General features: G+C 71.5%; 23 protein-coding genes. 8 read left to right on the top strand and 15 right to left on the bottom strand.

Annotated elements, in window-relative coordinates; translation table 11 throughout:
* Nucleotides 1-59 precede the first annotated feature (59 nt).
* Together BLR33_RS07245 and BLR33_RS07240 are read right to left on the bottom strand one after the other, a co-directional pair.
* Nucleotides 60-632: a GNAT family N-acetyltransferase gene (locus BLR33_RS07245; RefSeq protein ID WP_093783448.1), complete on the bottom strand. Its 573-nt coding sequence runs from the start codon at nucleotides 630-632 to the stop codon at nucleotides 60-62.
* Between the two features lie 101 nt (nucleotides 633-733).
* A complete protein-coding gene (locus BLR33_RS07240) occupies nucleotides 734-1,504 on the bottom strand; it encodes an SCO family protein (RefSeq protein ID WP_093783447.1) in 771 nt (256 codons plus the stop codon).
* 523 nt (nucleotides 1,505-2,027) lie between these two features.
* On the opposite strand from BLR33_RS07240, the gene BLR33_RS07235 reads away from it, so the two are divergent.
* The 3 genes from BLR33_RS07235 (at nucleotide 2,028) to BLR33_RS07225 (ending at nucleotide 3,534) form a co-directional block, all read left to right on the top strand.
* Nucleotides 2,028-2,735 (top strand): DUF4232 domain-containing protein, encoded by a 708-nt coding sequence (locus tag BLR33_RS07235; RefSeq protein ID WP_093783446.1) that lies wholly within the window; start codon nucleotides 2,028-2,030, stop codon nucleotides 2,733-2,735.
* Between the two features lie 77 nt (nucleotides 2,736-2,812).
* Nucleotides 2,813-3,196 (top strand): type II toxin-antitoxin system RelE/ParE family toxin, encoded by a 384-nt coding sequence (locus tag BLR33_RS07230; RefSeq protein ID WP_093783779.1) that lies wholly within the window; start codon nucleotides 2,813-2,815, stop codon nucleotides 3,194-3,196.
* Nucleotides 3,193-3,534, top strand: a complete 342-nt coding sequence (locus tag BLR33_RS07225) for a helix-turn-helix transcriptional regulator (RefSeq protein ID WP_093783445.1) — start codon at nucleotides 3,193-3,195, stop codon at nucleotides 3,532-3,534. Before BLR33_RS07230 ends, BLR33_RS07225 begins: the two co-directional genes overlap by 4 nt.
* Nucleotides 3,535-3,578: 44 nt before the next feature.
* On the opposite strand, the gene BLR33_RS07220 is transcribed toward BLR33_RS07225, so the two are convergent.
* The gene (locus BLR33_RS07220; RefSeq protein ID WP_093783444.1) at nucleotides 3,579-4,532 is read right to left on the bottom strand and encodes a LysR family transcriptional regulator; all 954 of its coding nucleotides are present in this window, start codon (nucleotides 4,530-4,532) and stop codon (nucleotides 3,579-3,581) included.
* Between the two features lie 126 nt (nucleotides 4,533-4,658).
* Here BLR33_RS07220 and BLR33_RS07215 point away from each other — a divergent pair, with 126 nt between their 5' ends.
* Both BLR33_RS07215 and BLR33_RS07210 read left to right on the top strand, forming a co-directional pair.
* Nucleotides 4,659-5,543 (top strand): NmrA family NAD(P)-binding protein, encoded by an 885-nt coding sequence (locus BLR33_RS07215; protein ID WP_093783443.1) that lies wholly within the window; start codon nucleotides 4,659-4,661, stop codon nucleotides 5,541-5,543.
* 71 nt (nucleotides 5,544-5,614) lie between these two features.
* Nucleotides 5,615-6,379 (top strand): SDR family NAD(P)-dependent oxidoreductase, encoded by a 765-nt coding sequence (locus BLR33_RS07210; protein WP_093783442.1) that lies wholly within the window; start codon nucleotides 5,615-5,617, stop codon nucleotides 6,377-6,379.
* Between the two features lie 96 nt (nucleotides 6,380-6,475).
* On the opposite strand, the gene BLR33_RS07205 is transcribed toward BLR33_RS07210, so the two are convergent.
* The 3 genes from BLR33_RS07205 to BLR33_RS07195 are packed head-to-tail and all read right to left on the bottom strand — an operon-like array spanning nucleotide 6,476 to nucleotide 10,286.
* Nucleotides 6,476-8,683, bottom strand: coding sequence for a xanthine dehydrogenase family protein molybdopterin-binding subunit (locus BLR33_RS07205; RefSeq protein ID WP_093783441.1), 2,208 nt, complete (start codon nucleotides 8,681-8,683; stop codon nucleotides 6,476-6,478).
* Nucleotides 8,683-9,657, bottom strand: coding sequence for an FAD binding domain-containing protein (locus BLR33_RS07200; protein ID WP_093783440.1), 975 nt, complete (start codon nucleotides 9,655-9,657; stop codon nucleotides 8,683-8,685). The genes BLR33_RS07205 and BLR33_RS07200 overlap by 1 nt, the downstream gene beginning before the upstream one ends.
* Nucleotides 9,657-10,286, bottom strand: coding sequence for a (2Fe-2S)-binding protein (locus tag BLR33_RS07195; protein WP_093783439.1), 630 nt, complete (start codon nucleotides 10,284-10,286; stop codon nucleotides 9,657-9,659). Before BLR33_RS07195 ends, BLR33_RS07200 begins: the two co-directional genes overlap by 1 nt.
* Nucleotides 10,287-10,821: 535 nt before the next feature.
* Between BLR33_RS07195 and BLR33_RS07190 the strand changes: the two genes are divergently transcribed.
* Both BLR33_RS07190 and BLR33_RS07185 read left to right on the top strand, forming a co-directional pair.
* On the top strand, nucleotides 10,822-11,403 hold the full coding sequence (locus BLR33_RS07190; protein ID WP_322987142.1) for a phosphotransferase: 582 nt from the start codon (nucleotides 10,822-10,824) through the stop codon (nucleotides 11,401-11,403).
* 107 nt (nucleotides 11,404-11,510) lie between these two features.
* Nucleotides 11,511-12,062: a GNAT family N-acetyltransferase gene (locus tag BLR33_RS07185; protein ID WP_093783437.1), complete on the top strand. Its 552-nt coding sequence runs from the start codon at nucleotides 11,511-11,513 to the stop codon at nucleotides 12,060-12,062.
* Nucleotides 12,063-12,226: 164 nt separating this feature from the next.
* Here BLR33_RS07185 and BLR33_RS07180 read toward each other — a convergent pair whose 3' ends face one another.
* The 8 genes from BLR33_RS07180 to BLR33_RS07145 form a co-directional block, all read right to left on the bottom strand.
* Nucleotides 12,227-13,084 (bottom strand): oxidoreductase, encoded by an 858-nt coding sequence (locus BLR33_RS07180; protein WP_176930171.1) that lies wholly within the window; start codon nucleotides 13,082-13,084, stop codon nucleotides 12,227-12,229.
* Between the two features lie 146 nt (nucleotides 13,085-13,230).
* On the bottom strand, nucleotides 13,231-14,334 hold the full coding sequence (locus BLR33_RS07175; protein WP_093783436.1) for a maleylacetate reductase: 1,104 nt from the start codon (nucleotides 14,332-14,334) through the stop codon (nucleotides 13,231-13,233).
* Complete coding sequence (locus BLR33_RS07170) at nucleotides 14,331-15,224, bottom strand: intradiol ring-cleavage dioxygenase (RefSeq protein WP_093783435.1); 894 nt, start codon at nucleotides 15,222-15,224, stop codon at nucleotides 14,331-14,333. Before BLR33_RS07170 ends, BLR33_RS07175 begins: the two co-directional genes overlap by 4 nt.
* Nucleotides 15,225-15,326: 102 nt before the next feature.
* Nucleotides 15,327-16,325 carry an amidohydrolase family protein gene (locus tag BLR33_RS07165; protein WP_093783434.1) on the bottom strand — a complete coding sequence of 333 codons (999 nt, stop codon included), beginning with the start codon at nucleotides 16,323-16,325 and terminating at the stop codon, nucleotides 15,327-15,329.
* Nucleotides 16,325-16,945, bottom strand: coding sequence for a hypothetical protein (locus tag BLR33_RS07160; RefSeq protein ID WP_093783433.1), 621 nt, complete (start codon nucleotides 16,943-16,945; stop codon nucleotides 16,325-16,327). Before BLR33_RS07160 ends, BLR33_RS07165 begins: the two co-directional genes overlap by 1 nt.
* A 115-nt stretch (nucleotides 16,946-17,060) precedes the next feature.
* Complete coding sequence (locus BLR33_RS07155) at nucleotides 17,061-18,497, bottom strand: aldehyde dehydrogenase family protein (RefSeq protein ID WP_245771231.1); 1,437 nt, start codon at nucleotides 18,495-18,497, stop codon at nucleotides 17,061-17,063.
* Nucleotides 18,498-18,830: 333 nt separating this feature from the next.
* Nucleotides 18,831-19,619 carry an IclR family transcriptional regulator gene (locus tag BLR33_RS07150; RefSeq protein ID WP_245771230.1) on the bottom strand — a complete coding sequence of 263 codons (789 nt, stop codon included), beginning with the start codon at nucleotides 19,617-19,619 and terminating at the stop codon, nucleotides 18,831-18,833.
* A gap of 156 nt (nucleotides 19,620-19,775) precedes the next feature.
* Nucleotides 19,776-20,687, bottom strand: a complete 912-nt coding sequence (locus tag BLR33_RS07145) for a zinc-binding dehydrogenase (RefSeq protein WP_093783431.1) — start codon at nucleotides 20,685-20,687, stop codon at nucleotides 19,776-19,778.
* A 102-nt stretch (nucleotides 20,688-20,789) separates the two neighbouring features.
* On the opposite strand from BLR33_RS07145, the gene BLR33_RS07140 reads away from it, so the two are divergent.
* Nucleotides 20,790-21,683 carry a LysR family transcriptional regulator gene (locus BLR33_RS07140; protein WP_093783430.1) on the top strand — a complete coding sequence of 298 codons (894 nt, stop codon included), beginning with the start codon at nucleotides 20,790-20,792 and terminating at the stop codon, nucleotides 21,681-21,683.
* Nucleotides 21,684-22,102: 419 nt separating this feature from the next.
* On the opposite strand, the gene BLR33_RS36695 is transcribed toward BLR33_RS07140, so the two are convergent.
* Nucleotides 22,103-26,068 (bottom strand): LamG domain-containing protein, encoded by a 3,966-nt coding sequence (locus tag BLR33_RS36695; RefSeq protein ID WP_093783429.1) that lies wholly within the window; start codon nucleotides 26,066-26,068, stop codon nucleotides 22,103-22,105.
* Between the last annotated feature and the right edge of the window lie 44 nt (nucleotides 26,069-26,112).

Below are 26,112 nucleotides of genomic sequence, written 5' to 3'. Positions count from 1 at the left end.
CCCGCCGGGGAATCCGGGTGGCGGACCGGACGGCGGGCGGGTCCCGGCAGGTACCCGTCCTAGTTGCCGGTCGTGGGCACGGCCGTCGGGTGCCACTCGCGGCGCAGGAGGCCGAAGACCCAGGAGTCGGAGACCTCGCCGTTGACGACGCAGTCCTCGCGGAGGGTGCCTTCGCGGACGAAGCCGAGCTTCTCCAGGACGCGGGCGGACGCCACATTGCGGGTGTCGGTCTCCGCCTGGACGCGGTTCAGGTCCAGGGCGTCGAACGCCCACCGGAGGACGGCGTGCGCGGTCTCCGTGGCGTACCCGTGGCCCCAGGCGGCCTGGGCGAAGAGGTAGCCCAGGGACGCGCTGCGGAAGTCCGGGTTCCACCGGGTCAGGCCGCACCAGCCGATGAACGCGCCGTCGCGGACGCGCTCGACGGCCACCCTCGCCCCCGTGCCCTCCTCCTCGATCCTCCGGCAGGTCGCGAGGAAGCGCTGGGCGCGGGCCGGTTCGGTCCAGGGCGGGGAGTCCCAGTAACGCAGCACCTGGGCGTTGCTGTGCAGCGCCCAGAGCGGCGCGGCGTCGGCGTCGGTGAACGGCCGCAGCCGCAGGCGGGCGGTGTGCAGTTCGGGGGTGGGCAAGGTCATGCGGGGCATCCTGCCGCGTCACGCCCGCGTGCGACCATCCGTTATCCGGGAACGGCGGCGGGCGGGTACGTTCCCGGTGCCGCCGGCCGCGCCGGGCCGGCCTACTGCGGGATCGAGCGGTGGAGAAGGCTGCCGACCTTCTGGAGGACCTGCGAGGGTGTCCAGGCGTCACCCCCGGGGTGTGCCAGGTTGCGCCGTCCGTCGTCGTTCAGAAAACGGTCCAGGTCCTTGGGCAGATGGCTGCCCGGAGCCAGGCCGGCCACGCCCTGCAGGAGGGACTGCTCGCGGCCGTTCCCGTCGAGGACGAAGATGTCGTCACTGTGGTCGATGTCGTAGGTGAGGGTGGCGCCGGTCCGCCAGTTCTTGCCCGGCGGGTCCTCCTCGGCCACCTTCTGGCTCCACACGCCCAGGCCCTTCCACAGCGCGGCCAGGTCGGAGGGCTTGCCGGTGAGGGTCTTCCAGTCGGCGGGCGCGGGGGCGAAGAGGTTCCGGTAGGCGGCGAGTTGGGCGACGCTGTCGCGGGCGGGATCGATGGTGATGCTCAGGAACTCCACCTTGTCGCCCAGCCCGGCCTTCTCGACAGCCTCGGCGGCCTGGACCACATTGGCCGTGTCCATCGGGCAGGTCTCCTGGCACAGGGTCATCACGTCGCTGACCACGACGACCTTGCCCCGGAAGGCCGCCAGTGACGTCGTGCGGCCGGTCGAGTCGACCAGCGGCGCGGTCATGAGGTCGTGGGGGAGTGCCAGGTTCAGCGCGCTGTCGCCGGTGGCGCCGTCCGGCACGGCGTCTCCCGTCCCGCTGCCGTTCGCCGTGGTGCCGCCGCCGCATCCCGCCAGCGCCAGGCCGAGGGCCGCAAGCACAGCGCCCATGGCCACTCCGCGGGACGGACGGCTGCGGCGGATCCGGCCGTACACGCCTGTCACGTCGTCTTCTCCCGGCTCTCGTGCGGCACCCGCCCCACGGCGCGCGCCGGCCGCGCGGATCCGCGGCCGGACCTCACGCTACCCGCCCTGCCCCGGTCGCCCGCCCCCGGCCCGGCGCGGAGGACCGCCGGGTCACACAACCGTAAGACGTCCTCCCCTGTGGCGAGCCCGCCGTAGCGGGGGAGGGCCCGGGCGACGCCGGTCAAGGCGAGGAAGCGCAGGGATCTGCGTCCGTATCGGCGGTGCGGGCGGGGCGGCCGGACAGTGCTGGCACGCGCTCCAGGGCGCGCCACGGTGAACGCCCGGGTTCACGGCTGGTCCGGCGCGTTCCCCCGTCGCTCATCGGGGGCTGCTGCGCTCCGCCTGACGACCTGTCGCCCGGCCAGGAAGTTCCTGTCACCATTCGGTGAAACTCCGACGAAAGGATGGTGGCTGCCCGATACACCGCACCGGACTTCCAGGGGTCACCATGCCGATCAGCCACCGTCGTTCCGCCGTCGCCGCCGCCGTCCTCACCGCGGCCTGCGCCCTCACGCTCTCCGCGTGCGGGTCCTCCGACGGGACGTCGCACGCCTCGGCGTCGAACCCCGCGAGCACGACGAGCGCGCCCAGCGGCACGACCACGGCCGCGCCCTCCGCGGGCGGCAACGGCAGCAACGGCAGCGACGGCAGCGACGGTACGAACGCCACGGCCGGCGGCACCGGCAAGGATCAGGCGGCGGCCACCACGGCGCCCCCGGTCGCGCCCGCCGACAAGTCCTCGGGGACGCCCCGCTGCCACACCTCGGACCTGACGTTCTCCTTCGAGACCGGCGGGGACGCGGCGCCCGACACCACGTCGGACCAGCAGCAGACCACCGGCATCTCGGTGCACAACCGCAGCTCCCACGCCTGCCGGATCGGCGGCTACCCGGGCCTGGACCTGGTGGCGGGCTCCACCACGTGGTCCCTGGCCCGGCAGAGCGCCCACTACAGCGCCATCACGCTCAACCCCGGCGACAACACCGATTTCCGGATCACCTTCCTGCCCGAGCCGAAGGGCAAGTGGACCCCGAAGTCGGTGACGGTCACGCCGCCGAACGAGACCACGGGCGTGACCCTGGCGTGGCCCTGGGGCCCGGTCCTCCTGCAGGACGGCGCGACGCACCCCGGCACGTACGTCGGCCCGATCGGCTGAACGCCGGGACCGCCCGTAGCGGCGCCAGGCCGCCGGCGCAGTTGAACATGTCGGCGGCGACATATAGCGTGCGGCGGGTGGACCCGCTGTTCAGCATCGAAGTCGAGCCCGAGGTGTGTGACTGGCTTCAGGCGCTGCCGGCCAAGCACTTCCTCAAGGTCGACGAGTACGTCGGTCTGCTCGCGGAGTACGCCGTAGCGCTGGGTGAGCCGTATGCCCGCCACCTCGGCGAGGGGGTCCGCGAACTGCGTCCCACGCTGGATGGCGCGGACATCCGGATCACGTACTGGCTCACGCCGGCGCGCACCGCGGTGCTGCTGACCGTCTTCCGCAAGACGCGCACGCGCGAGGACGCAGAAGTCGAGCGGGCCGGACGGGCGAAGAAGATCTGTGAGGCCGAGCACGGGCCGGCTCATGAGGAGTTCGTCCGCACGGTCGAGGAAGGAGAGGTCGAGCGATGAGCCACAGCCGTTACAGGACCCTGCGCGAGCGCAAGCTCGCCGAGGGCTTCACCGAGCCCGCAGAGGTCGCCGAGGCCCGCCGCGAGATCCGCATGTCCATGGCTCTGGCCAAGGCCGTCCACGACCGTCGCACGGAACTCGGCCTCACCCAGTCCGAACTCGCGGAACGAGCCGGCCTCACCCAGGCCAAGATCTCCCGCATCGAGGGCTCGGACACCGTCCCCACTCTTCCGCTCCTGGCCAAACTCGCCCAAGCCCTGGACGCCACCCTCAACATCGCCCTGGACGACGGGGACACACGCGTCACCTTCACTGCCCACGGTCAGGACGCCGCCTGACCCAGGCGGTGTCCGGTGGGTGGTGGAGGTCGGGGGCGGCCGGGTCAGTGGTCTGCCCGCTGCCGTGGGCCGGCGGCATCTGCGTCGGCAGGACCCCGGTGACGCGGCTGGGGCGTGGCGGTCACCGCTGCGTCGGCCACCTCTTGGGCGGTGCGGACGAAGGCCGCGACCGGCGCGGAGCGCAGCTCGGCCGGCCAGGCCACCGCCAGGGTGACCGGTGGGATTTCCGGCAGCGGCCGGTAGGCGATGTTCGGCCGTGGGAACTGGCGGGCCACCCAGGCTGGAAGGAACCAGACCATGCTGCCCACCTCGACCAGGTTGAACAGCTGGGACAGGTCCTTGACCGCGGCACTGCCCAGCGGCGGCGGCGCCACGTCACCGCTGTCCGCCGCGGAGCCGTTGGGCAACCGGCGGCCGGCCAGGTCGGCCAGGCACAGGTCCGTGCGCGCGGCCAGCGGATCGACGGCCGGCAACGCCACCACGCGCGGCTCGGTCAGCAACGGCTCGCTGTCCACCCCGTGCTCGTCGAAGGGGGTCAGCGCCAGCGCGACGTCCGCGCGCCCGTCGTGCAGCGCTTCGATCTGGTCGCCGGGCCCGCCCAGTACCAGCTCGACCGGCATCACCTCGGCGGATGACCCGGCGGACAGCCCCGCGTAGGCGTCCAGGATCGGCGCCAGCAGCCCGCCGTCGAAGTCGGCCTTGAGCGCGACCCGCAGCATCGGACGCGATTGCCCGGCCTGCCGAGCGCGGCGAGCGGCAGCGGCCACGGCGGCCAGCGCGGTCCGGGCGTCCCTCAGGAACACCTCCCCCGCGGGGGTGATGCCCACCTGCCGTGTGGTGCGGGTCAGCAGCTGCACGCCCAGCTGACGCTCCAGGTCCCGGATGGCTTTGGACAGCGGTGGCTGTGCCATGCCCAGCCGCTGAGCCGCCCGCCCGAAGTGCAGCTCCTCGGCCACGGCGACGAAGTACCGCAGCTGTCGCGTCTCCAGCCCATCCATATCTTCAGGATATCAATCGGAAGGCACTCGGTATTGGCCTTCCCGGGCCCGGCACGGCTTCACTGAAGGTGTCCGCGCACCCCCTGCGCGCACCCTCACCCAACCGTTTGACCAGGAGAGACACCCATGATCGTGGTTACCGCGCCCACCAGCGGCATCGGCCGTCAGGTGGTCGACAACCTGCTTGCCGACGGCGCCGAGGTGCGTGTCGTCGCCCGGGACCCGGCGCGGCTGGAACCGGGCGTCGCGGAGAAGGTCGGGATCGTCCAGGGCTCGCACAGCGACCCGGCCGTCGTCGCCGAAGCCTTCGCCGGCGCCGACGCGGTGTTCTGGCTCGTACCCGCCGATCCGCAGGCGCCCTCCGTGCACCAGGCGTACTCGGGGTTCGCGGCCCCGGCGATCGAGGCGTTCACCGAGCAGAAGGTGGGCCGCGTCGTCGGCATCTCGGCGCTCGGGCGCGGCACGCCCCAGGCGGCGCATGCCGGCCACGTCACCGCGACGCTGGCCATGGACGACCGGATCGCCGCGACCGGGGTACCGTACCGGGCCCTGACCATGCCGTCGTTCATGGACAACACCCTGCGGCAGGTCCAGCAGATCAAGGAAAACGGCACCTTCCTCGGACCGTCCGTTCCGGACCGCAAGGCGCCTGCGGTGGCCACGCGGGACATCGCCGCGGTCGCGGCCCGGCAGCTGCGGAACCCCGCCTGGACCGGGTTCGAAGAGGTGCCGGTGCTGGGCCCGGAGGACCTGACGTACGCCGAGATGGCCGCGATCATCTCCGAGGTGCTCGGCAAGCCGGTGCGCTACCAGCAGGTCCCGGGCGAGGCGTACAAGGCGAACATGATGCGCTTCTCCTCCGAGGCGATGGCCCAGGCCCTGCTCGACATGGCCCTGGCCAAGAACGAGGGCCTCGACAACGGCGTCACCCGCACACCGCAGTCCAGCACCCCCACCACGTTCCGCCAGTGGTGCACCGAGATCCTGAAGCCGGCGGTCGAACGTGCCTGACGAAGTGCCGGACATCGAGTATGTGCCGGCCGCCGTCGCCGACGCGTTCGTGAGCCCACGGCGGTCATGTCATGACTGAGACCAGCCGGACCGACCTGCTGACCGGCCGCGTGATCATCGTGACCGGCGCGTCATCGGGTATCGGAGCAGCAACCGCGCGCCTGCTGTACGAGGCCGGTGCCCACCCCGTGCTGGCCGCGCGCCGCGCCGACCGGCTCCGCGCGTTGAGCAAGGAACTGGGCGGCGCACTCGCGGTGCCGACAGACGTCACCGACCCGGTTCAGGCGAAGGCCCTGGCCGACGCCACGATCGAACGGCACGGTCGCCTCGACGCCCTGGTCAACAATGCCGGTGCGAGCTACCACCACCGGATCGAGGAGGTCGACCCCGCGGCCTACCTGGACCTGTTGAACCTGAACGTCGTCGGGGTCGTCAACGGCATCCAGGCAGTGCTGCCCCACCTGCGGGCAGGCGGGGGCGGTCACATCGTCAACGTCAGCTCGGGCAGCACCCGCAGGGCCGCGCCGGGAGTCGGCGCGTACGCGGCCACCAAGTCCGCGGTCAACATGCTCAGCGAGGTCGCCCGCAAGGAACTGGCCGACGACAACATCCAGGTCACACTGGTGCTGCCGTCGATCACCGCCACCGAGTTCGGGGACGGGATGTACCAGGACCGCACGGAGGCCCGACCGGGAGGCATGGTCCCGCATTCTCCCGAGTACGTCGGCCGGACCATCCTGCGCGCGCTTCGCACGGGGGAGGCGCGCATCGACATCCCGCACGGTCCCGAACAACCGGATTTCCCCGCCGCCGAAGGCGGCAGCGTCCCGGCGTGACCGCCGACGGCGAGGGCGTCCGTGTCGCGGTGGCCGAAGTGCTGCACGGCGGCGGGCCGTTGCCCCGGCGGCTGTTCCTGGGGCGAGCGGCCGGGGTCAGCCGAGGAGTTTGTCGAGGGTGATCGGCAGGTCGCGGACGCGGATGCCGGTGGCGTCGTGGATGGCGTTGCCGATGGCGGCCGCGCTTCCCACGGTGGCGAGTTCGCCGACGCCGCGAGCCCCGAAAGGGCTGTAGACGGTGTCGGGGATGTCGAGCCAGTGCACGTCGATGTCGGGGATGTCCGCGTTGACCGGTACCAGGTAGTCGCCCAGGTTGCCTGCGGCCAGCCGTCCGCTGTCCTCCAACGGGTCGACTTCCAGGAGCGCGTGGCCGATGCCGAAGATGACGCTGCCGACGATCTGGCTGCGGGTGGCCTGGGCGTTGACGACCGTACCGATGTCGACCACGGTGGTGAACCGGCTCACCCGTGGTTCGCCGGTGAAGCGGTTGCCCCGCACCTCGCAGAAGTGGGCGCCGAAGCTGTGGAAGGCGTACTGCCCGGCCTCGGGGCCGGGGCCTCCATTGGCGGTCGCTTCCACTCCGGCCGTTCCCGTCAGCTTGAGCAGTCGCGCGAAGCCCATGGACCGTCCCGCTCCTGCGTCGAGGTAGCCGTCGTGGTAGCGGACCTGATCGGCGGTCATGCCGTAAAAGGGCGAGTCCGGATGGGTCACGGCCAGGTCGATCAGGGCGGTGATCGCGGCCTGGGCGGCGGACCGGATGACCGGCGCCGTGCTTCCCGCGCCCGCCGAACCCACGGCGGGAGCGCCCGGCGGCAGGGCGGAGTCGCCCAGTCGGGGCTCGACGCGGCTCAGCGGGATGCCCAGGGCGTCGGAGCCGCAGATGGACAGCAGCGTGACGGCGCCCGTGCCGATGTCCGCGGTGGCCGAGGCGACCACAGCGGTGCCGTCGTCACGGAACCGGACCCGCACGGCGGCCGGGAAGCGGGCAGCGGGGTAGATGGCCGTCGCCATCCCGGTGCCGACGAGCCACTGCCCGTCGACCGTCCCGGACCGCGGCCGGCTCGACCAGCCGAAGCGCTCGGCGCCGGTCTCGTAGCACTCGCGCAGGTGCTTGCTGGACCACGGCCGTCCGGTGCCGGCCGCGGTGGTGGCGTAGTTGCGCAGCCGCAGCCGCAGCGGATCCATCCGCAGGGATACGGCCAGCTCGTCCATGGCGGTTTCGATCGCGAAGCCGCCGGGTGCCTCGTTGGGGCCGCGCATCGCCCACGTCGGGGGCATGTCCAGGGGCACCACACGCTGATCGATGGCCAGATTGGGGGTCTTGTAGAGCGCCCCGGAGGTGTCCTGCGCCGGAACCATCACCCAGCTGCCCACCGTCGGCATCGGCATCGCCACGTCGGACTTGTGGCTGACGGCGTTGAGCACACCGTCGGCGGACGCCCCGAGCCGGACGGTCTGGGAGACCGCCGGGCGGTGCCCGACCATGGTGAAGACCTGCTCGCGGGCGAGCACCAGCTTCACGGGCCGGTCCAGGTCGAGTGCCGCCGCGGAAGCCAGCGCGATGTCGGGCCAGGTGGCGACACGGCTGCCGAAGGCGCCGCCGACATAGGGCGACAGGACCCGCACCCGGTCCGCCTCGACGCCCAGCTGCGCCGCGAGGGACACGGCGTGCACCTGCGGCATCTGAGCGCCGCAGTACGCGGTCAGATGACCGTCCTGCCATACCGCCACCGTCGCGTGCGGTTCCATCGCGACATGGTGCTGGGAGCCCTGGGTGTAGGTGCCCTGAACGGTGACCTCGCTTGCGGCCAGGGCCTGGTCGATCGAGGTGACGCCCGGCGCGAGGACCGCGAACTTCGCCGGCGGGGCGCCCTGCCCCTGATCGGGCGCCGTGACACCCGGTGACCCGGCGGCCAGCGAGGTGCTGGGCTGCTGGGCGTCGTACTCGGTGGTCACGAGCGCGGCCGCCTCGCGTGCCTGCTCGAAGGTGCGGGCGACGACGAGCCCGATCACCTGGCCCCGGAAGCGGATGTCGCGGTCCTGCAGCACGGCGTAGGTCTCCCCGTATCCGGGCGGCGGCGGGTAGAGCTTGAGCGGCTGGAAGGGCGTGTAGACGCGCAGCACCCCGGGGGCGCCGGCTGCGGCGTCGGTGTTCATGGCGCGGATGCGGCCCTTGCCGATCGTGCTGAGCACGACATGGGCGTACGCCATGTCCGGCAGCACGCGGTCGGCGGAATACCGGGCGCGGCCGGTGGTCTTCTCGGGGCCGTCGACCCTGTCGACATCTGTTCCGACGGATGTCATCACAGCTCTCCCACCGTGGTCAGGGCCCGCACGAGGGTGCGGCGCAGGAGTTCGGGCTTGAAGGCGTTGTGGGCCAGTGGCCGTGCCCCGTCGGCGGCGTGGGCGACGGCCTGCTCGTACGCCGCCTCGGTGGTCCGTCGGCCCACGAGAGCCTGCTCGACGGCGGGCAGGCGCCAGGGGCGCGTACCGACTCCGCCGACCGCGACACGGGCTTCGCGTACGACGCCACCGGACACGTCGAGGGCCACCGCCGCGGACGTCAGGGCGAATTCGTAGGACTGACGGTCGCGGACCTTCAGATAGCCCGAGTGCCTTGCCCACGACAGGGACGGGACGGTGATGCCGGTGATCAGCTCCCGCGGCAGCAAGTGGTTCTCCAGGTGGGGGGTGTTGCCGGGGAGCCGGTAGAAGTCACCGAGCGGCAGGCTTCGCCGTCCGTGGGGCCCGTACAGCTCGACCTGCGCGTCGAGGGCCACGAGGGCGACGGCGACGTCACTGGGGTGGGTGGCGACGCACGAGTCGCTGGTCCCGAGGATCGCGTGCGTCCGGTTCTCGCCGGTCAGGGCGGCGCATCCGCTGCCGGGCAGGCGCTTGTTGCACGGCGTGGACGTGTCGCGGAAGTAGCCGCACCGGGTGCGCTGGAGGAGGTTGCCTCCCATGCTCGCCATGTTGCGCAGCTGCTGGGACGCGCTGAGCTCCAGTGCCTGGGCGACCACGGGGTAGCGGGAACGGACCCCGGGGTGCCGCGCGACGTCGCTCATCCGTTCCAGGGCGCCCAGACGCAGGCCGTTGCCGTCGACGCGGATGCCCTTGAGCGGGAGCCGGTTGATGTCCACCACCCGGCTGGGCGTCATGACCTCCAGCTTCATCAGATCCACCAGCGTGGTGCCGCCCGCGAGGTAGGCGCTCTCGCCGCCGGCCCGGTCGATGGCGCTGCGGATGCTGCGCGGCGCGGCGAAGTCGTAGGCGTGCATCAGCGCATCTCCTCGCGGGCGTCCTTGATCGCGTCACGGATGAACGGGTAGGCGCCGCACCGGCAGATGTTGCCCGACATGTACTCCTTGATGTCGTCGTCGGTGTCCGCGTGCCCCTCCCCGACCAGCGCCACGGCCGACATGATCTGGCCGGAGGTGCAGTAACCGCACTGGAAGCCGTCGTGTGCGATGAAGGCCCGCTGCATGGGGTGGAGGTGCTCGCCGTCGGACAGGCCCTCGACGGTGGTGACGTGCTCGCCGTCCACCGACGCGGTCAGGGTCAGGCAGGACAGCACGCGGCGTCCCTCGACGTGAACGGTGCAGGCGCCGCACTGGCCGCGGTCGCACCCCTTCTTCGTGCCGGTCAGCGACAGCCGCTCGCGCAGGGTGTCCAGCAGCGTCCACCGAGGATCGGCCATCAGGCGCACGCTGCGTCCGTTGACGGTCAGCGCCACCGCGACCAGGTTCTCCCCCTGCTGGGCGGGCGCGCTCTGCGGTGCCGCCCGGGCGGTGTCCAAAGGCGCCGACGCGGCTGCCGTGCCGGCCACGACCGCGCCGGTGCGTCCGATGAACCCGCGGCGGGACAGGCCGTCCCGGTGCGGTGGTGTGCTGGGTGAACGAGATGCCATAGCTTCTCCCGACGCTGCCGACAGCGCTCCGTGGAACACGTACGGAAGACGCCGTCGGTTGGAGGACACGGCCGACCGGCCGTCAGCCGTGACGACCACGCTGGCACGCGAGCCGGAGTGCAGGCAGGGCCTCCCGATCCCCTGATCGGCCCGGCTCTTGCGTGGCGAACGTCGGGTCGTCGAACCATTCGCTGATCAGCCCGATGATCGCGGCACCGAGACAGGCGGCCGGCCGTCAGGCGTACGCTGCCCGCTTGATCGTCAAGGGCATCCCCGCCCATTCCCGCGCGGAGTTGTCCCGGATGGGCCCGCAGTGGGCGTTGCCGTGGAAGGGGCACGTCATTGGTGATCGCAGGCAACGATCGGGCAGGGTGGAGGGATGCCTGAGTCGTCCTTGCCCGGAGGTTTCGTCAATGCCGTCGTTCGTGTCGGGGACACGGTGCGTCGTCCGGCCTCTGCCCGATCGAGGTTCGTAGGTGATCTGCTGAGGTTGCTCGAAGCCGGTGGCTGGAGCGGAGCTCCGCGGTATCTCGGTGTGGACGAGCAGGGGCGCGAAGTGCTCAGCCACCTTGCCGGGCACGTGGCGTGGGAGCCGCGACAGCCTGCTGCCGTGTCGTCGGACGAGAGTCTGGCGGCGGTCGCCCGACTCGTCCGGGAGTTCCACGACCTGACGGCCGGCACGCCACTCGCCGGCGAGCACGAGGTCGTGTGTCACAACGACCTGTCGCCCAGGAACACGGTCTATCGACTGTGCGGCGGCTCGCTTCGGCCGGTGGCGTTCATCGACTGGGACCTGGCGGCGCCGGGCGCCCGGATCCATGACGTCGCTCATGTCTGCTGGCAGTACCTCGGTCTCGGCCCGGCCGTGGTTGACCTCGCCGAGGCGGCCCGGCGCATGGGACTGATTGCCGACAGCTACGAGCTGACGGACCCGCAACGGCTGGTGTCCACCGTCCTGTGGTGGCAGGACCGGTGCTGGCGGGGCATCGAAGCCGGAGCCGACGCGGGAGACGTCGCCATGGTCCGGCTGCGCGACGCAGGGGTGGTGAGGGACGTTCAGCAGGCGTATCAGTGGGTCTCCGATCATCAGGATGCTCTGGAACGCGCACTGCGGTGAACCCACGGGTCTGCGGGCGGGATGTCCGGGGTCGGGGCCCCGGGGCGGTGGCTTGATCGGTTCGCGCGTCTTGATCGCTGTCGAGCCTGCTGGCTAGGTTGGCCGGTATGACCGATCCGAGGTCCCTTGCCTGGCCACCTGCCCCGATCAGGACCGAGCGGCTCGTCCTGCGCGAGTCCGAGGCCCGGGACCGTGCGGCGGTCATCGAGCTGAACGCCTCGCCGGAGGTGGGCACTTACCTCGGCGGGCCTCAACCGCGTGACGAACTCGAACGCACGGTGCCCGACGTACCCGGGCGGAGTCCGGGCTGGTTCGCGGTCGAGCTCGACGGCGCGACGATCGGCACGGTCCAGCTCAAACCCCACAACCCCGAACTGCCGGGCAGCAGGCACCGCCGGGACGCCGGGAGGACCGAACTCGGCTACTTGTTCCTGCCGGGGGCCTGGGGACGCGGATACGCCACCGAGGCGTGCACCGCCGCACTCGACTGGTTCACCGGCGCGCAACCCGGCGAGCCGGTGGTGCTCTACACCCAGACCGCCAACGCCCCCTCGATGCGCCTCGCGTCGAAGCTCGGGTTCACCGAACGGGAACGCTTCGAGGCGTGGGGGGCCGAGCAGTGGTTCGGCGTGCGGTCGTCGGTCACACCGTCCGCTTGAGCTCGTGCCCGACACCGCGGACCCTCGGCGCCGTCAGCGGCGGTTACCTTCGGCACGGACGGCTCGCACCCGTGACCCCCGCGGTCCCGGCCGGGCGTGTCGGCCGGGACCGCGACGGGGCTCTCCCGCGGTGCCCGCGGTCTGTCCGGGAACCTGTCCCGGGCCTACCCCAGGTCGGCCATGTCCTGTGCGGTGAGTGTCAGCGTGCCGGCGGCGAGGTTCTCCTCCAAGTGGGCGGGGGAGCCGGTGCCGGGGATGAGCAGGATGTTGGGCGAGCGGGCCAGCAGCCAGGCCAGGGCGACCTGCGGGGTGGTCGCGCCGTGGCGGGCGGCGACCGCTTCCAGGTTGCGGGCCGTGACCGGCTCGAAGCCGCCCACCGGGAAGAACGGGACGTAGGCGATCCCGGCCCGCGCGCAGGCATCGACCAGGGGGTCGTCCTCGCGCCGCGAGAGGTTGTAGAGGTTCTGCACGCAGGCGAGCGGCGCGATGCGGCGGGCCTCCTCGAACTCGGCGAGTGTCACGTTGGAGACGCCCAGGTGCCGGATGAGGCCTTCGTCGCGCAGGGCGAGCAGGGCCTCCAGCGGCTCGGCCAGTGACGGCCCCGCCCCGTCGACGTCGCCCATCCGCAGGTTGACCACGTCCAGGCGGTCCACACCGAGGGAGCGCAGGTTCGCCTCAACGCCACGGCGCAGGTTGTCCCGGGTGAGGCCGGTCTTGCGCGCCGCGGGCAAGGCGATGTCGGAACCCTCGACCAGTGCCCCCACCTTGGTCACGATGACGAGATCGTCCGGGTAGGGGTGCAGTGCCTCGCGGATCAGCTCGTTGGCCGCGACACCGTCGCGGGAGTAGTAGTGCGCGGTGTCGAGGTGGTTGACCCCGAGCTCCACGGCCCGGCGCAGCAGGGCGAGTGCCGTCTCCCGGTCCGGGCGCTCACCCCTCGGCCAGCCCGTGAGCTTCATGGTGCCGTAGCCGATCCGTGCGACCTTCATGTCGCCGCCCAGCGGCCAGGGTTGGAGTGTCATGCTCAGCGCCTCACATCGTCGTGCCGGTAGTCGGACAGGGATCTTGATCGTCTGCCCACTCAACGGTGCCGGAGGAGTCACCCGTTCCCTGCTGTCAGGTCCGGTGCGGGCGGCGCGCGCCGACATCTGTTCCCGGGTCCAGGCCATCAGCCGCGCCCGGGGCGGTGGACCGCGCCGGCCGCGACCGGCTCCTCGCCGGCCCAGGCGCGGCGGAGCAGGCCGGTGAGGCCGTCGGCGGTGACCTCCCGCGGATTGGCGTAGGGCGCGGCGAGCACCGCGCCGACGATCTCCCCGACCGACTCCTTCTTCATGCCGAGTGCGCGCAGCGACCGAGGGGCGCCGAGAGCGCGGCCGAGCTCCCACACGGCCGCGGCCGGGTCGTCGACGCCGCCCAGGGCGCGGCTCAGCGCCGCCCGCGCGCGGGGGGCGGCGGGCAGGTTGTGGGCGAGGACGTGCGGCAGCACCACCGTGTGGGTGTCGGCGTGCGGCAGGTCGAGGGTTCCGCCGAGGGCGTGGCACAGCTTGTGGTGCAGCGACATCGTGGTCGCCCCGAGGCAGGCGCCGCACAGCCAGGCCCCGTACTGCGCCCCGGCCCGTGCGTCGAGGTCGGAGCCGTCCGCCACGACGGCCGGCAGGGCGCGGTGAAGCGCGCGCACCCCCTCCTCGGCCATCAGCGCGACGACGGGCGAGGTGTCGGGGGCGTAGAGGGCTTCGGCGGCGTGGGCGACGGCGTTGATGCCGCTGGTCGCGCTGACGTGGGCGGGCAGGTCCACGGTGAGTTCGGGGTCGTAGAGCACGCTGACGGGCAGCACCCGGGGATCCCTGCCGGTACGCTTCCGGCCGTTCTCGGTCAGGCCCCACACCGGGGTCATCTCCGACCCGGCGTACGTCGTCGGCACCGCCACGACGGGAAGCCCCGGCTCCAGTGCCAGCGCCTTGCCGAGCCCGACCGCGGAGCCCCCGCCGATCGCCACGCACCCGTCGGCTCCGACGTCGCGGGCGTGCGCGCGGGCCGCCTTCGCGGTCGCGACGGGGACGTGCGTCCTCGCGTGCGGGTGGACCCCGGCGCAGCGGTCGCCGACGAGCCGGGCGATCGCGTGGCCGAGGTGTTCCTGGCGCGGCGAGCACAGGACCAGTACGCGCCGCAGGCCGGCCCGGTCGAGCTCGTCCGCCAAGCCCGCCACGGCACCGGCGCCCATGGTCACGCGCATCGGCAGCGCCTGGTAGGTGAAGGGGCCGGTCGGGCTCACCGGGGTGTCTCCTGTCCGGACTCGCTGTGCAGCACCACGTCGAAGTGGGCGGAGCGGAACGGGTTGCCGAGGCCCAGCCGCCGCGCCCGTTCGGGGTCGTCCACGGAGACGAAGTCCCGCACGAGGCTCTCCTTGACGCCGAAGACGACATCGGAGTCGATGAACGGGCTGTCCTTGACGAACAGATGGGTGACGAGCGGGCGGTGGCCTTCGGCCGTCACCAGCAGGTGGATGTGGGCCGGCCGGTTCGGGTGGCGGTGGGTCGCCTCCAGCAGCCGGCCCACGGGCCCGTCGGTCGGCACCGGGTAGTAGCGGGGGACGACGGAGCGGAACCAGAACCCGCCGTCGTCGTCCGTCGTGAACAGGCCGCGCAGATTGCGGTGCGGCTGGACGTCCGGCTGCTGCACGTCGTAGTAGCCCTCCGAGCTGGCCTGCCAGACGTCGACCCGCGCGCCGGGGAGCGCGGTGCCCTTCTCGTTCCGGACCCGCCCGGTGATCAGGCACGGCTCGCCCTTCCCGTCCAGGGCGATGAGGTCCCCCAGCTGCCGCGGTGGCGACTCGACCATGTGGAAGGGGCCGAGGACCGTCGACTCGGTGGTCAGGTCGAGGGCGCGGTTGTTGATCGTCTCGACCAGCATCGACACCCCCAGGACGTCCGAGAGCAGGATGAACTCCTGACGGACGTCGTCGCACGCCTGCCCGGTCTCTGTGAGGAAGCCGATCGCCGCCTCCCATTCCTCGTTGGTCAGTTCCACGTCCTTGACGAAGGCGTGCAGATGCCGGACGAGGGAGCCCAGGACGCGCTTGAGACGGGGGTCGGTGTCCTCGCCCAGGCTCGCGGCGACGATGTCGGCGGACGTCTCCTCGGTGAACAGCGACGATGCGTCCATCGCGGACTCACCCAGCCTTTCCTGATGTGCGCGGCCCCTCGCGGGAGCCTCTTCCGGAAGCCTCTCCCGGAAACCTGTGCCGGAAGTCGGAGCAGGGGCCGGTCAGACGGCCGCGGCGCGGTCGTCGCCCAGCCGGAAGAGGGAACGGGCGTTGTCCCGGCCGATCTTCCTGCGGTCGTGCTCGCTGATGGCGGCCGAGTCGAACCAGTCCGCGGCGTGGTCCACGTTCTCGAACGGCCAGTCCGTGGAGAACAGGATGCGGTCGGCCCCGACTTCGAGCAAAGCGTCCACGAGCGTCTGCGTCCGGAAGTTGCCCGACGTCGTCAGGTGGAAGTTCTCCAGGAAGTAGTCGGCGACCCGGCGCCGCGCGGCGTAGGGGTGCCGTGCGCCGATCCAGGCGTTGCGGTTGTCGATCCGCCACAGGCTGTAGGGAAGTCCTTCGCCGAGGTGTCCGAGGACGATCCGCAGACGGGGATGGCGGTCGAACAGTCCCGAGCCGATGAGGCGCAGCGCGTGGACGGCGGTCTCCTGCCCGAAACCCCACGACGGGCCGAGCAGCCACTCGTGGCCGGCGTAGATCCTCGCGTCCTGGGGCAGCGGGTTGCGCGGGTGGAGGTAGAACGGGACGTCGAGCCGCTCGACCTCGCTCCAGAACGCCTCGTGGTCGGCGGTGTCGTAGTACGTGGTGGCGCCCGCGTCGTCCAGTTCGGAGAAGCCGTTGACCAGGGCCCCGACGAAACCGAGCTCGGTCACCGCCCGGCGCAGCTCCGCGGCGGCGAGTTCGGCGTCCTGCATCGGCAGCGCGGCGAATCCCCGGAACCGGTCGGGACGCTTCGCGACCTGCTCGGCGAGGAAGTCGTTGGCCCGGCGGGCGAGTTCGGCGGCCTTGGTGGCGTGCGGGACCCCTTGGACCGCAGGTGAGTTGAGGGACAGCAGCATCATTTCGACCCCGTGGGCGTCCATCAGCCGCAGCCGGCGGTCCTGGATGTCCAGGAGCCGCGACCGCAGTTCGGGCCAGTGGCTCGGCGGGGCGTACCGGCGGGAGTCCTCCAGCGTCTCCTCGAGGGCGAAGTGTTCCTCGAGGGCGATCTTTCCCTGCATCACTGTCCTGTCGTGGGTGTGGTGGCGTCGGCGGAGCGCCGCTGGTCCTCCAGCCGGAGCCGGGCGACGCGGCCGGGGTTGTGGAGCGCCGCGATGTGGACGCCGAAGAGGAGGTGCCACAGGAGGACCGCGAACGGGAACTTCCATCCGTGGCCGAAGGAGAACAGCCCGTATCCCGCGTGCGGTGCGTAGATCTTCGGGACGAGCAGCCCGGTGGAGATCAGGGTGAGGACGACGACGTACACGGTCGCCTTGAGGAGGTTCCCGAGGTCGGTGTCGCGGAAGGGCAGCCGGGGGTGCACGAGCAGGCCGAAGATCAGGACGAACGCGATGCCGTTGAGGTAGTGCATGAACTGTCCGGCGAAGTAGGACGCCGCGGTGCCCTCCGGCGTCCCGGGCGCGGCGACGAAGCCGTTGTGGAGGGGCCAGGCCAGCTGCGGCAGGCCGATCGCCGGCATGAAGTAGCCCAGGGTGGTCGCCACTTGGGTCGCGACGAAGGCCGTCACCAGCAGGGCGCCGACGGGGTGGCGTCCTGCCCACCGGAACCATTCCAGGTCCGGGCGGAGTTCTCCGACGGGCGGCGCCGTCGCTTGCGTGGGGCGAACTGTCAGGCCGGACATGGGTGTTCCCTTCCGTGGGAGGTGCGGTGGAGCCTTCCGGGTGTCCTTCGGGGGGTGCTTCGGCCGACTGCCTCGTGGAGTGCCCCTGCCAGTGCTCGGGGCGCCGGGGGCGGGGTCAGTGCTGCGGTGCGACGGCGTGGACGAGGTGTTTGATCTGCTGGAACTCCTCGAGCGCGCGCAGGCCGTTGAGCCGTCCCACTCCGCTGTGCTTGAAACCGCCCTCCTCGAACTGGTCGTTGACCAGTCCCCACGTGTTCGTCCACACCGTCCCGGCGTCGATCCTGCGGGCCACCCGCAGCGGCCGGTCGACGTCCCGGCTCCAGACGCTCGCCGCGAGGCCGTAGTCGGTGGCGTTCGCCCGCCGCACCGCGTCGTCCTCGTCGCCGAAGACCTCGAACGTGGCCACCGGCCCGAAGACCTCCTGCTGGACGATGTCGGCATCGAGGCGGTCCACCTCCAGCAGCGCGGGACGGAAGTAGGCACCGTCGGCGTACGCCTTCTCCCGGGGAATGCCTCCGCGCACCACCGGCTTGGCGTCGTCCAGGGCGGCCTCGACCATCCGGTCGACCCGCTCGGCGCTCGCCCGGTCGATCAGCGGGCCCATGTCGCTGCCGGGGTCGTCGCCGGGCCCGATGCGCACCGCCAGCAGGGACTCGGCCAGTCGGTCCCGCACCCGGTCGGCGATCCCGCGCTGGACCAGGATGCGGCTGCCGGCCATGCAGAACTGGCCGGCGAACGTCGTGACACCCTTGACGAGCACGGGGATCACGGCGTCGACGTCGGCGTCGTCGAAGACGACCATCGGGGACTTCCCGCCGAGTTCGAGCGACACCGGAACGAGGTTCCCCGCCGCCTGGCGCATGATCACCTTGCCGACGGCGGCGCTGCCGGTGTAGCTGACGACGCCGACGCGCGGGTCGGTCACGAGCAGGGGCGCGCCGTCGTTCCCCGTTTCGGTGAAGGAGTTGAGCACCCCCGCTGGCAGACTCGCGCACGAGGCGAGGATCTCCGCCAGGAGCCCGTTGACCAGTCCGGTCTGCCCCGGCATCTTCATGGCGACCGTGCAGCCGGCGGCCAGCGCCGGGGCGAAGGAGCGGACGGCCAGCACGACGGGCGAGTTCCAGGGGACGATCACCGAGGCGACGCCTGCCGGCTGGCGGAGGGAGAAGGAGTAGAGGCCGGGTTTCACCTCGGCGGCGGACCCGAGGTCGGACAGGGCGAGGCCCGCGTAGTAGCGCAGTTTCGGGATCGCGAGATCGACCTCGAAGCCGGCTTCGGGGAGCACCTTGCCGTTCTCCCGCGCCAGCGCGAGGACGACCTCGTCCCGGCGGTTCTCCAGCTCCTGCGCGATGTCGAGGAGCACGCGGGCCCGCAGTTCACGGTCGTGGGCCCATGAGGTCGTGGCGAACGCCCGGCTCGCGGCGGCGAGCGCCGCGTCGGCCTCCGGGGCGCCGCCGTCGGCGAAGCTGCCCAGGACCTGGCCCGTGGCGGGGCTGATCGACTCCACGGTCCTGTCCGAGCCGACCAGTCGGCCGTCGATGAAGTGTCGCACCTGAGCACCTGCCATCTCTGTGGTCCCGCGCATTCACCAATGCGAAGCGAGTTTACGTAACGTGAATGCAACTGTCCAGACTTCTGCCGTGGCCACATGCCCGGTTGGGCGGGCTGGTGGGGAGGGGGTGCGTCACCGGCGGTCCCGGGGGAGCGCACGGCCCAAGGCGCCGCCCCGGGTGCTCCACATCTGCCGTGCCCACATGCCCGGTTGGGCGGGCTGGTTGGGAGGGGGTGCGTCACCGGCGGTCCGGGGGGAGCGCGGGGCGCGAGGTGCGGCCCCGGGTGCTCCGTACGACGACGCCGGGGTCGGGGCGGGCCGCCGGCGGAAGAACTAGGCGGCGCTCGGACGTCCGCCCAGTTCGGCGCAGGCGGCGGCCGTGGTGTCCAGCAGCTCGCTCACCACGTCCTGGAGGAGCCCGGAACCGCTCTCGCGCGTGGGCAGCGCCACCGCGACGACGAGCGGCAGCGGCATCAGCTCGGTGAAGACCGCGGACGCGACGGAGGTGATCCCGGGGATCATGGCGTTGGCCGTCACGGCCACGCCCGTCGCACGCACCTCGTCCTTGATGCGCTCGATCTGGTCCGCACTCAGATCCGGCGAGGTCCCCGAGGCGACATCGGCCCTCAGCACGGGCTCGGTGATCGCCGTCGGCAGGTGGGTCAGGAAGACTCGTCCCGCCGACGACGTGGCCAGCGGCATGACGGCCCCGATCCGGATGGTGATCGGCAGCGCGTGCGCGCCGTAGTGCCAGCGCACCACCACCGGCCCGTGGTCCCCCCACACCGTCAGGTTCACCGAATGCCCGGTGCGGTCGCGCAGGCCGGGCAGGTGGTCGGACACCACCTCGACATCGTCCATCCGGCGCAGCGCCTCGATCCCGAGCCGGCGCGCCGCCGGACCGAGTTCGTAGCGCCCGGAGCGCGGCGACTGGGCGACGAGCCCCGCCCGGGACAGGCTCACGAGGTAGCGGTGTGCCTTGCTCGACGCCATGCCGCTGGCCTCGGCCACCTGCTTGAGACTCATCGGCCCGGGACCCTTCTCCAGGGCCTCCACCACCGTCATGGCGATCTCGACGGACTGGATGCCCTGACGCTCGTCATCGCCTTCCCGGGACACCACGACGGGAACTATACGCCCGGCCCCGCGCGCCGGGCGTCCGCGCCGGACCGGATGGTGACGAACAACAGGCGGACCGGCTGGACCGGTACCGGCCGCTCGGGCGCGATCCCACCGGGCGCGCAACCGGCCTTGCCTGCCCGGTGCTCCGGAGCCGGCTCAGCTGATGGTCAGGACGGCCTTGCCGGACAGGCGGCGGTCCCTGAGGGCGGTCAGGACCTCGGGGAGGTGCGTCCAGTCGCAGGTGCGGGCGAGGGTGGGGTGGAGGCGGCCGGTGGCAACGAGGCCGACCAGCAGGGCGAGGTCCGGCGCGGGGGGCCCGGGGTGGGCGTAGGAGAGGTAGCTGACCAGGCGGGCGCCCTCGTGGCCGATGAAGTCGTAGACATCGATGGGGGTCTTCTCGCCGCTGCTGGTGCCGATGACGGCGATCGTGCCGCCCGGGGCGATCTTCTTGAGCGCTGCCGCGAGTGAGTCGCCGCCGACCGACTCGGTGACCAGGTCCTGGCCGGGGGCGGCGTCCCACGCGGACGGCACCACCGTGGTGGCGCCGAGGGCGAGCAGGGCCTTGCCGTGCCGGGCGTCGGCGACGGCCGTCACGTCGGCGCCGCCGAGGGCGGCCGGTTCGGTCTGGAAGCGGCCGACGCCGCCGCTCGCGCCGGTGATCAGGACGCGGCGGCCGAGCAACCCGCCGGGCAGCAGCCGCAGGGTGCGCAGGGCGGTGAGCCCGGCCAGCGGGAGGGCCGCGGCCTGCTCCACACCGACCTCGTCGGGCAGGACGGTGAGGCGGTCGGTGGGTACGGGAACGAATTCGGCCCAGCCACCCTGCTCGACCTGGGCGACGACCCGTGTGCCGGGGGCGGGTCCGGATCCGTCGGCTGCGGCCTCGGTGACGACGCCGGCGATGTCCTGGCCGGGCCGCCAGTCGGCGGTCCGCGCGGCGAGCAGCGCGAGCTCGCCCCGGTTGACCGAGAAGGCGCGCACGGCAACCAGCGCCTGGTCCGCGGACCGCGGTCCCGGCTCGTCGACATCGCGCAGCACGGTGCCTTGCGGAGTGCTGAGAACGGTCTTCATGGGACACAGTCCACCCCGGGAACACCCGACGACCAAGGGGAGGTTCTACCGGGCACCGATCACTGCAGGTGATGAATACGGGATGACGAGGCGCGACACGCCATGGAACTACGACAGCTGCGGTATTTCCTCACCGTCGCGGAGGAGCTGAACTTCGGCCGCGCGGCTGAGCGCCTGCACATCATGCAGCCGGGGGTCAGCCAGCAGATCAGCCGGCTGGAGCGCGAACTGGGCGTCCGCCTGTTCCACCGCACCACCCGCCAGGTACGCCTCACCGCCGCCGGCGAACGCCTGCTCCCCGAGGCGCGTGCGGCTCTCGACGCTGCCGACCGCGTACGGCGGCTCGCCGGGGACCTCGCCACCGGCGCAGAAGCGGTGGGCCTGCGCATCGGTACCAGCCAGGGCCTCGGCGACCGTCTCGACCGCATCCTGGAGGCTACGGACCCGCCGGTGCGCCTCACCGCACGCCCGCTGCCCGATCGCCTCGCGGCCGTGCGCTCCGGCGAACTCGACGCCGCCTTCGTCCGCGTCCTCAGCGAAGCCCCCGGCCTCGACGTGCTCCCGCTGTGGAGCGACCCGCTGGTCGCCGCACTGCCCGCCGCGCACCCCCTGGCCGCCCTGCCGGAACTGCACCCGGCCCAGCTCGCCGACCTCCCGGTTCGGCTGGCACCCGCCGAACAGAACCGCCCCCTCCACGATCTGCTGACGGCCGCCGGCATCGGCCGCCTGCGGGCGGTCCCCTTCACCACCATCCAGGACACCCTGGCCGAGGTCGCCTCGAGTGCCCCGTCATGGACCGTCCTCTACGCCGCCGTCGCCGGCCTCACCCCGGTCCGCCGCATCGTCTTCCGCCCCCTCACCGCCCCTACCCCGACCACCTCCCTCGCGGTGCGCCCCGGCCCTCTCCCTCCCGCGCTCCAGCACTTCCTCACCGTGTGCCGCGACGCAGGCACCCGCGCATCCCTCCACCCCGGCCGAACGACCACAAGCACGTGAGCCCTTTCCCTGAGGATCGGCAGCACTGCGCTGAGCCGCGGGACTTGCAGACCCACGGCGGCACGACCGCCCAGGGCTCCCGGCCCCGACTCGCAGGCAAGATCCTGCTCCGTGTGAGGGGTCCGCGGCGGGTTCGCGGACGAGATCGCAGGGACGACTGCACGCCGGAAGTGCCGCGTCGGCCGAGCCCGCAGGTCTGACTACGTGCCTGCCTCGATGCGGTCAGCGTCCTTCTGTGCATCCGCGAAGTGCTCGCGGAATTGCGCCACGGCATCTCTGAGGCGCTGTCAGGCTGCCCAGTGTCGGTCGGTCACCCGGAATCGGTACCCCGTTCGGTGAGACTTCGAGGTCCGGGATTGAACGCCCGCCCGATCCCGTGAACGCGGGAAGGGGCGGGCGTGGTCGACCTGGTACCGGGCTCAGTCGAGTTGGGTGATCTTCGGGCTGTCGGCCAGGTCGACGGCGTCGGCGAAGGGGAGTGCGGTGTCGTAGACGCGGACGTCACTGACCTCGCCGTCGGCGTATTCGCCGTAGCCGCCGGCGTACTGGCGGCGGCCGATCTCGAGTGGCCCGGCGGCGTTCCAGTCGGTGCCTGTCCATGAGGTGGTGGCGGCCAGGGCGCCGTTGACGTAGAGGGTCATCGTGTGGGCACTCGAGTCGTAGACGGCGACCAGGCGCGTCCACTTGCCGACGGTGGGCGCGGTGGAGCTGTACACACCGGTGAAGTCCGTTGAGACGGTGTTGTCGGAGTTGTGGCGGTTGAAGGCCCAGGCGTTGGCTCCGGAGGAGTAGTAGATCTGGAAGGCGTTGGTGTTGCCGCTGCTGTCGGATTGGGAGACGAAGGTGGAGTTGGCGGCGGTGGAGTCGAGTTTGACCCAGGCGGAGACGGTGTAGCTCTTGGACGTGTCCAGGGCGGGGCCGCTGGTTTCGGCGTAGCCGGTGGTGCCGGTGAGGTTGAGGCTTTCGCCACGGGTGGTGTCGGTGGTCCAGGAGGCGGCGCCGTTCAGCGTGGCGTCGAGGCCCGCGGTCCGGTCGGCGGCGGTGGTTCCGGTGCCGTCGTCGAGGCTCCACCAGTGGGTGGCGGTGTCGGTAACGGTACCCACTGGCAGCGCGGCGGTGAATCCCGCGCCGCAGGTGCTGCCGGACTTGGTGCCCTGGTACTCGGTCAGTTCGCCCTTGGTGGTGACCGCGTAGAGGTCTGTGCAGCCGTCGGGGGAGCCGTCGTCCGCGCTGCTGTTGACATCCCCGGGGGTGGTCACGAATGGGTAGGTGGCCGGGGGAAGAGTCAGGGGCAGGGTGGTGCGTGTGGCCGCGTGCAGTAGCGGCACGGCATCTGCCGAGTCGACCGCCAGGGAGTAGCTGTAGAGAGCGCCGGTCGCGTTGTCACGTGCCCAGAGGGCGGAGGTTCCGTTGACGGTGCCCGGGGCGAGGAGGGTCAGACCGGACCAGTCTCCGTCCCCGATCAGCCGTGGGTCGGTGAGGCCCCCGGGGGTGGTCTGGTAGCTCCACAGCTCGTTGTTCTCGACGGTGATCAGGGTCGGATGGTTCTCTGCGTCGTGGTACACGTTCCCGGCCACCACGAACTGGCTGATCGACCAGTCCGCGCTGTCCGTGGGGTAGTCGGTTGCGCGGCACTTTGCGTCGTCCGGCTCGATACTCGAGCCCGCGCAACTGGGCTTCGCCACGTCGATGTCCCGGTCGGAACCCTTGTCGATGTACCCGGGATACGCCGACCAGGGGGGAGTGGTGGGGTCGCCGACCGGGTCGAGGTCGTTCTTGACCAGGTAGAGCTGGTGGCTGTCCTTCTGGTAGGCGTAGAGGTCGTCGCCCTCGCCTCCCGTGAGGTTGCCTCCGTGGGCCAGGAGGTAGTGGGTCCAGTCGCTTCCGCCGGGCGCTTGTGCCGCGGTGGAGACGATGGCGGGTCGTCCGAGGCGGATCGGATTCGAGCCGGCGACCGGTCCGGTTCGGACGGGCGCGGGGCTGGACGCGGGATCCATACCGCCGGGGAGGACTTCCAGGTCGCCGGTCTTGGTGGTGACGAGCAGATCTGGGCGGCCGTCTCCGGTGATGTCGCCCGGCCGGTAGGGCGAGTTCGGGTTCCAGGGCACGACGAAGGTGTAGCTGGACGGAGCCTGTGACAGGTTGCCTGCGGCGTCCACGGCGTCGACGTAGAGGGTGTGCACACCCCAGTGGCTCACCGGTACCTTGACCGAACCGGTGGCGACTCCTCCGCTCGTGCTCGTGACGGAGCCGATGTTGTTGCTCGACGCTGTGGGTTCGCTGTCCAAGCCCCACACGAAGTGGTCGACTCCGCTGCTCAGGCAGGCGTCAGGGGTGCAACTGCTGTCCGTGGCGGGACTGTCGGTTCCGGTGACCGTGAATGTGGTGGTGCCCGTGGGGGTGGCGTAAACGGTAGGGTCCGTCGGCGCTCCGTCGCCTACCCTGGGGAACGCTGGATTGTCCGTGATGGTGGGCGTCTGCGGCGGCGTGAAGTCAGTCTTGAACCAGCAGTGGTCGCTGATCGCCGAGGACAGGCCGACCTTGTCCTCGGCGTACACATCCCAGCCGTACTCGTGGCCGTCTTTGAGGACGAAGCCGACAGGGACGGTGGCGCTGGTTCCTGACGCGAGCAGGCCGGTGGCCGGGGTGGACTTGTCGAGCGCGGCGCCACTGGAGTCGAGGACGGTCCGGTCCCATACGTGGAAGTGGGCGGCGACGGTCTCGCCCGACACGTTCGAAGTGACCGTCGCGGCCAACTTGACGTTGCTGGAGCCCCCGGTGGTGGTGACGGCGCCGAGCCATCCGTCACCGCTGGTGGTACAGGCGGGGTTGGTGGCGGCCGGCACGGTGTGCAGGCTCGTCGGCACGGACGGGGGGATGTCGAAGGTCACCGTGAGGACGAACGTGGTCGACATCCGCAGGTAGTTGTCGGGGTCAGAACTCGACTCGTCGCCGAACAGGCCGATGGTCCAGACGTCGTGGCCCCGGTCGGCGATGGTCTGCGCCTGGGACGTGACGTCGAAGTCGGCGGTGTGGTTGCTGCAACTGCTTTCGGTGTTGGCGCCGCTGGCGACGTGGGTTGCGACCGCGGGGTAGTCGGAGTCGAGGGTGCTGGGCTTGTTCTGCCAGTCGGTGGTCTTGCTGATGGAGTCCGTGGTGTGCAGGGTGATCGGTTGGTTGTGGGAGCAGTCGTGGCTGGCGGCGTAGGTCGTCGAGATGGCGATGCTGGCCTTGGAGACCACCATGGACGACGTGAGGTTGCCTGTGTTGATGGCGTAGTACGAGCGCTCGACGCCGTTTCCGCATGCTCCGCCATAGCCCTGGTAGCCGACGCCTTCGCCGTTGGTCTGCGGCTGGTCGTACGTCGAGACGTCCGAGCAGGCGGAGTTGGAGTAGACCTCGTCGTAGTGGCCGGTCCTGTCCGATACCGGATTGGTGGCGGGGTCGATGTAGAGCGGATAGGTGGTGTCCGGGTCGGTCAGCACCGCCTGGTCCGGGCTCAGGGTGAGGCCGTCGCCGCTCGTGGCCATCGGTACCGGCACCACCTCCGACCCGGGGCCGGGACCCAGCGCGGACGCACCGGAAGGGGTGCCGGCATCCGCCCTCGCGGAAGGCCGACCGGCGGCCGAGGCCGTTGCCGCGCTACCGGAGCCGGAGTCCCACATCAACGGCTGGGGGGTGGTGTAATCCAGGTCGCCGTTGTCGGCAGTGGCCTCCATCCCGCCGGACGGCGTGGCGGACAGGGTGAGCCCATCGGTGGACGCGGCCAGGGTGAGCTGCCGGATCAACGGGTTGGTCGCCGCCTGGGCGTCATGGACGATCAGCACGTCGCTGAACCCGCCCTGATCCGTCACCGACACCGACAGGTCCACGCCCGGCAGCACAGAGGGGTACGTCGCGTCGGCACCGGCGACGGTGGGTGACGGGAGGGCGAAGGGCACGGACAGGGACATGCTCGCCCCGTCCGCGTGGTGGAGCGTCACGAGCGGACCGCTGCCACCCCCCGACAGTGTGATGCCGTTGGGGGTCGCCGCAGGTGAGTAGCTGCCGTCCAGGTTCGCGGTCAGGGTGGCGTCGACGGGCGTCCAGCCGCCGTTCTTCTGCACGCGTACCGGCATCACGTCGGTGGACGAGGTGAAGGAGCCGTCGGGGTTGGCGGTGACGCTGTAGGTCGCAGTGGTCAGCGCGTCGACCGGCACTGCCTGACCGCCCGTGACGGCCTGCTCCTGGGCTGCTGCCAGCGGGTCGTCCGGTGGCGCCGGAGTATCGGCGTATGCGGGGAGGGCGGGTGCGGTGAAGAGCACGGCGACGGTCGCAGTGATCAGCGCGACGCGTCGTACTCGGGCGCGGGACATCACGCGCCGCCGGGTGCGGGAATGGAACAACTACGGCACTTCCTTAGGTCAGGACCCCCCAGGGCCTGTGATCC

The organism is Actinacidiphila guanduensis (assembly GCF_900103985.1).
GTDB classification, from domain to species: Bacteria; Actinomycetota; Actinomycetes; order Streptomycetales; family Streptomycetaceae; genus Actinacidiphila; species Actinacidiphila guanduensis.
Note: the sequence above shows the minus strand (reverse complement) of the source record. Positions and strands in the feature narration are given on the sequence as shown.

What these genes read in the sequence shown, in the direction of transcription:
- BLR33_RS07160 (WP_093783433.1), bottom strand. Translation starts at nt 16,945, where the DNA reads ATGTCCGGCCTGACAGTTCGCCCCACGCAAGCGACGGCGCCGCCCGTC.
- BLR33_RS07170 (WP_093783435.1), bottom strand. Translation starts at nt 15,224, where the DNA reads ATGGACGCATCGTCGCTGTTCACCGAGGAGACGTCCGCCGACATCGTC.
- BLR33_RS07240 (WP_093783447.1), bottom strand. Translation starts at nt 1,504, where the DNA reads ATGGGCGCTGTGCTTGCGGCCCTCGGCCTGGCGCTGGCGGGATGCGGC.
- BLR33_RS07205 (WP_093783441.1), bottom strand. Translation starts at nt 8,683, where the DNA reads ATGACATCCGTCGGAACAGATGTCGACAGGGTCGACGGCCCCGAGAAG.
- BLR33_RS07215 (WP_093783443.1), top strand. Translation starts at nt 4,659, where the DNA reads ATGATCGTGGTTACCGCGCCCACCAGCGGCATCGGCCGTCAGGTGGTC.
- BLR33_RS07235 (WP_093783446.1), top strand. Translation starts at nt 2,028, where the DNA reads ATGCCGATCAGCCACCGTCGTTCCGCCGTCGCCGCCGCCGTCCTCACC.
- BLR33_RS07220 (WP_093783444.1), bottom strand. Translation starts at nt 4,532, where the DNA reads ATGGATGGGCTGGAGACGCGACAGCTGCGGTACTTCGTCGCCGTGGCC.
- BLR33_RS07225 (WP_093783445.1), top strand. Translation starts at nt 3,193, where the DNA reads ATGAGCCACAGCCGTTACAGGACCCTGCGCGAGCGCAAGCTCGCCGAG.
- BLR33_RS07145 (WP_093783431.1), bottom strand. Translation starts at nt 20,687, where the DNA reads ATGAAGACCGTTCTCAGCACTCCGCAAGGCACCGTGCTGCGCGATGTC.
- BLR33_RS07245 (WP_093783448.1), bottom strand. Translation starts at nt 632, where the DNA reads ATGACCTTGCCCACCCCCGAACTGCACACCGCCCGCCTGCGGCTGCGG.
- BLR33_RS07140 (WP_093783430.1), top strand. Translation starts at nt 20,790, where the DNA reads ATGGAACTACGACAGCTGCGGTATTTCCTCACCGTCGCGGAGGAGCTG.
- BLR33_RS07200 (WP_093783440.1), bottom strand. Translation starts at nt 9,657, where the DNA reads ATGCACGCCTACGACTTCGCCGCGCCGCGCAGCATCCGCAGCGCCATC.
- BLR33_RS07180 (WP_176930171.1), bottom strand. Translation starts at nt 13,084, where the DNA reads ATGACACTCCAACCCTGGCCGCTGGGCGGCGACATGAAGGTCGCACGG.
- BLR33_RS07195 (WP_093783439.1), bottom strand. Translation starts at nt 10,286, where the DNA reads ATGGCATCTCGTTCACCCAGCACACCACCGCACCGGGACGGCCTGTCC.
- BLR33_RS07185 (WP_093783437.1), top strand. Translation starts at nt 11,511, where the DNA reads ATGACCGATCCGAGGTCCCTTGCCTGGCCACCTGCCCCGATCAGGACC.
- BLR33_RS07210 (WP_093783442.1), top strand. Translation starts at nt 5,615, where the DNA reads ATGACTGAGACCAGCCGGACCGACCTGCTGACCGGCCGCGTGATCATC.
- BLR33_RS07165 (WP_093783434.1), bottom strand. Translation starts at nt 16,325, where the DNA reads ATGCAGGGAAAGATCGCCCTCGAGGAACACTTCGCCCTCGAGGAGACG.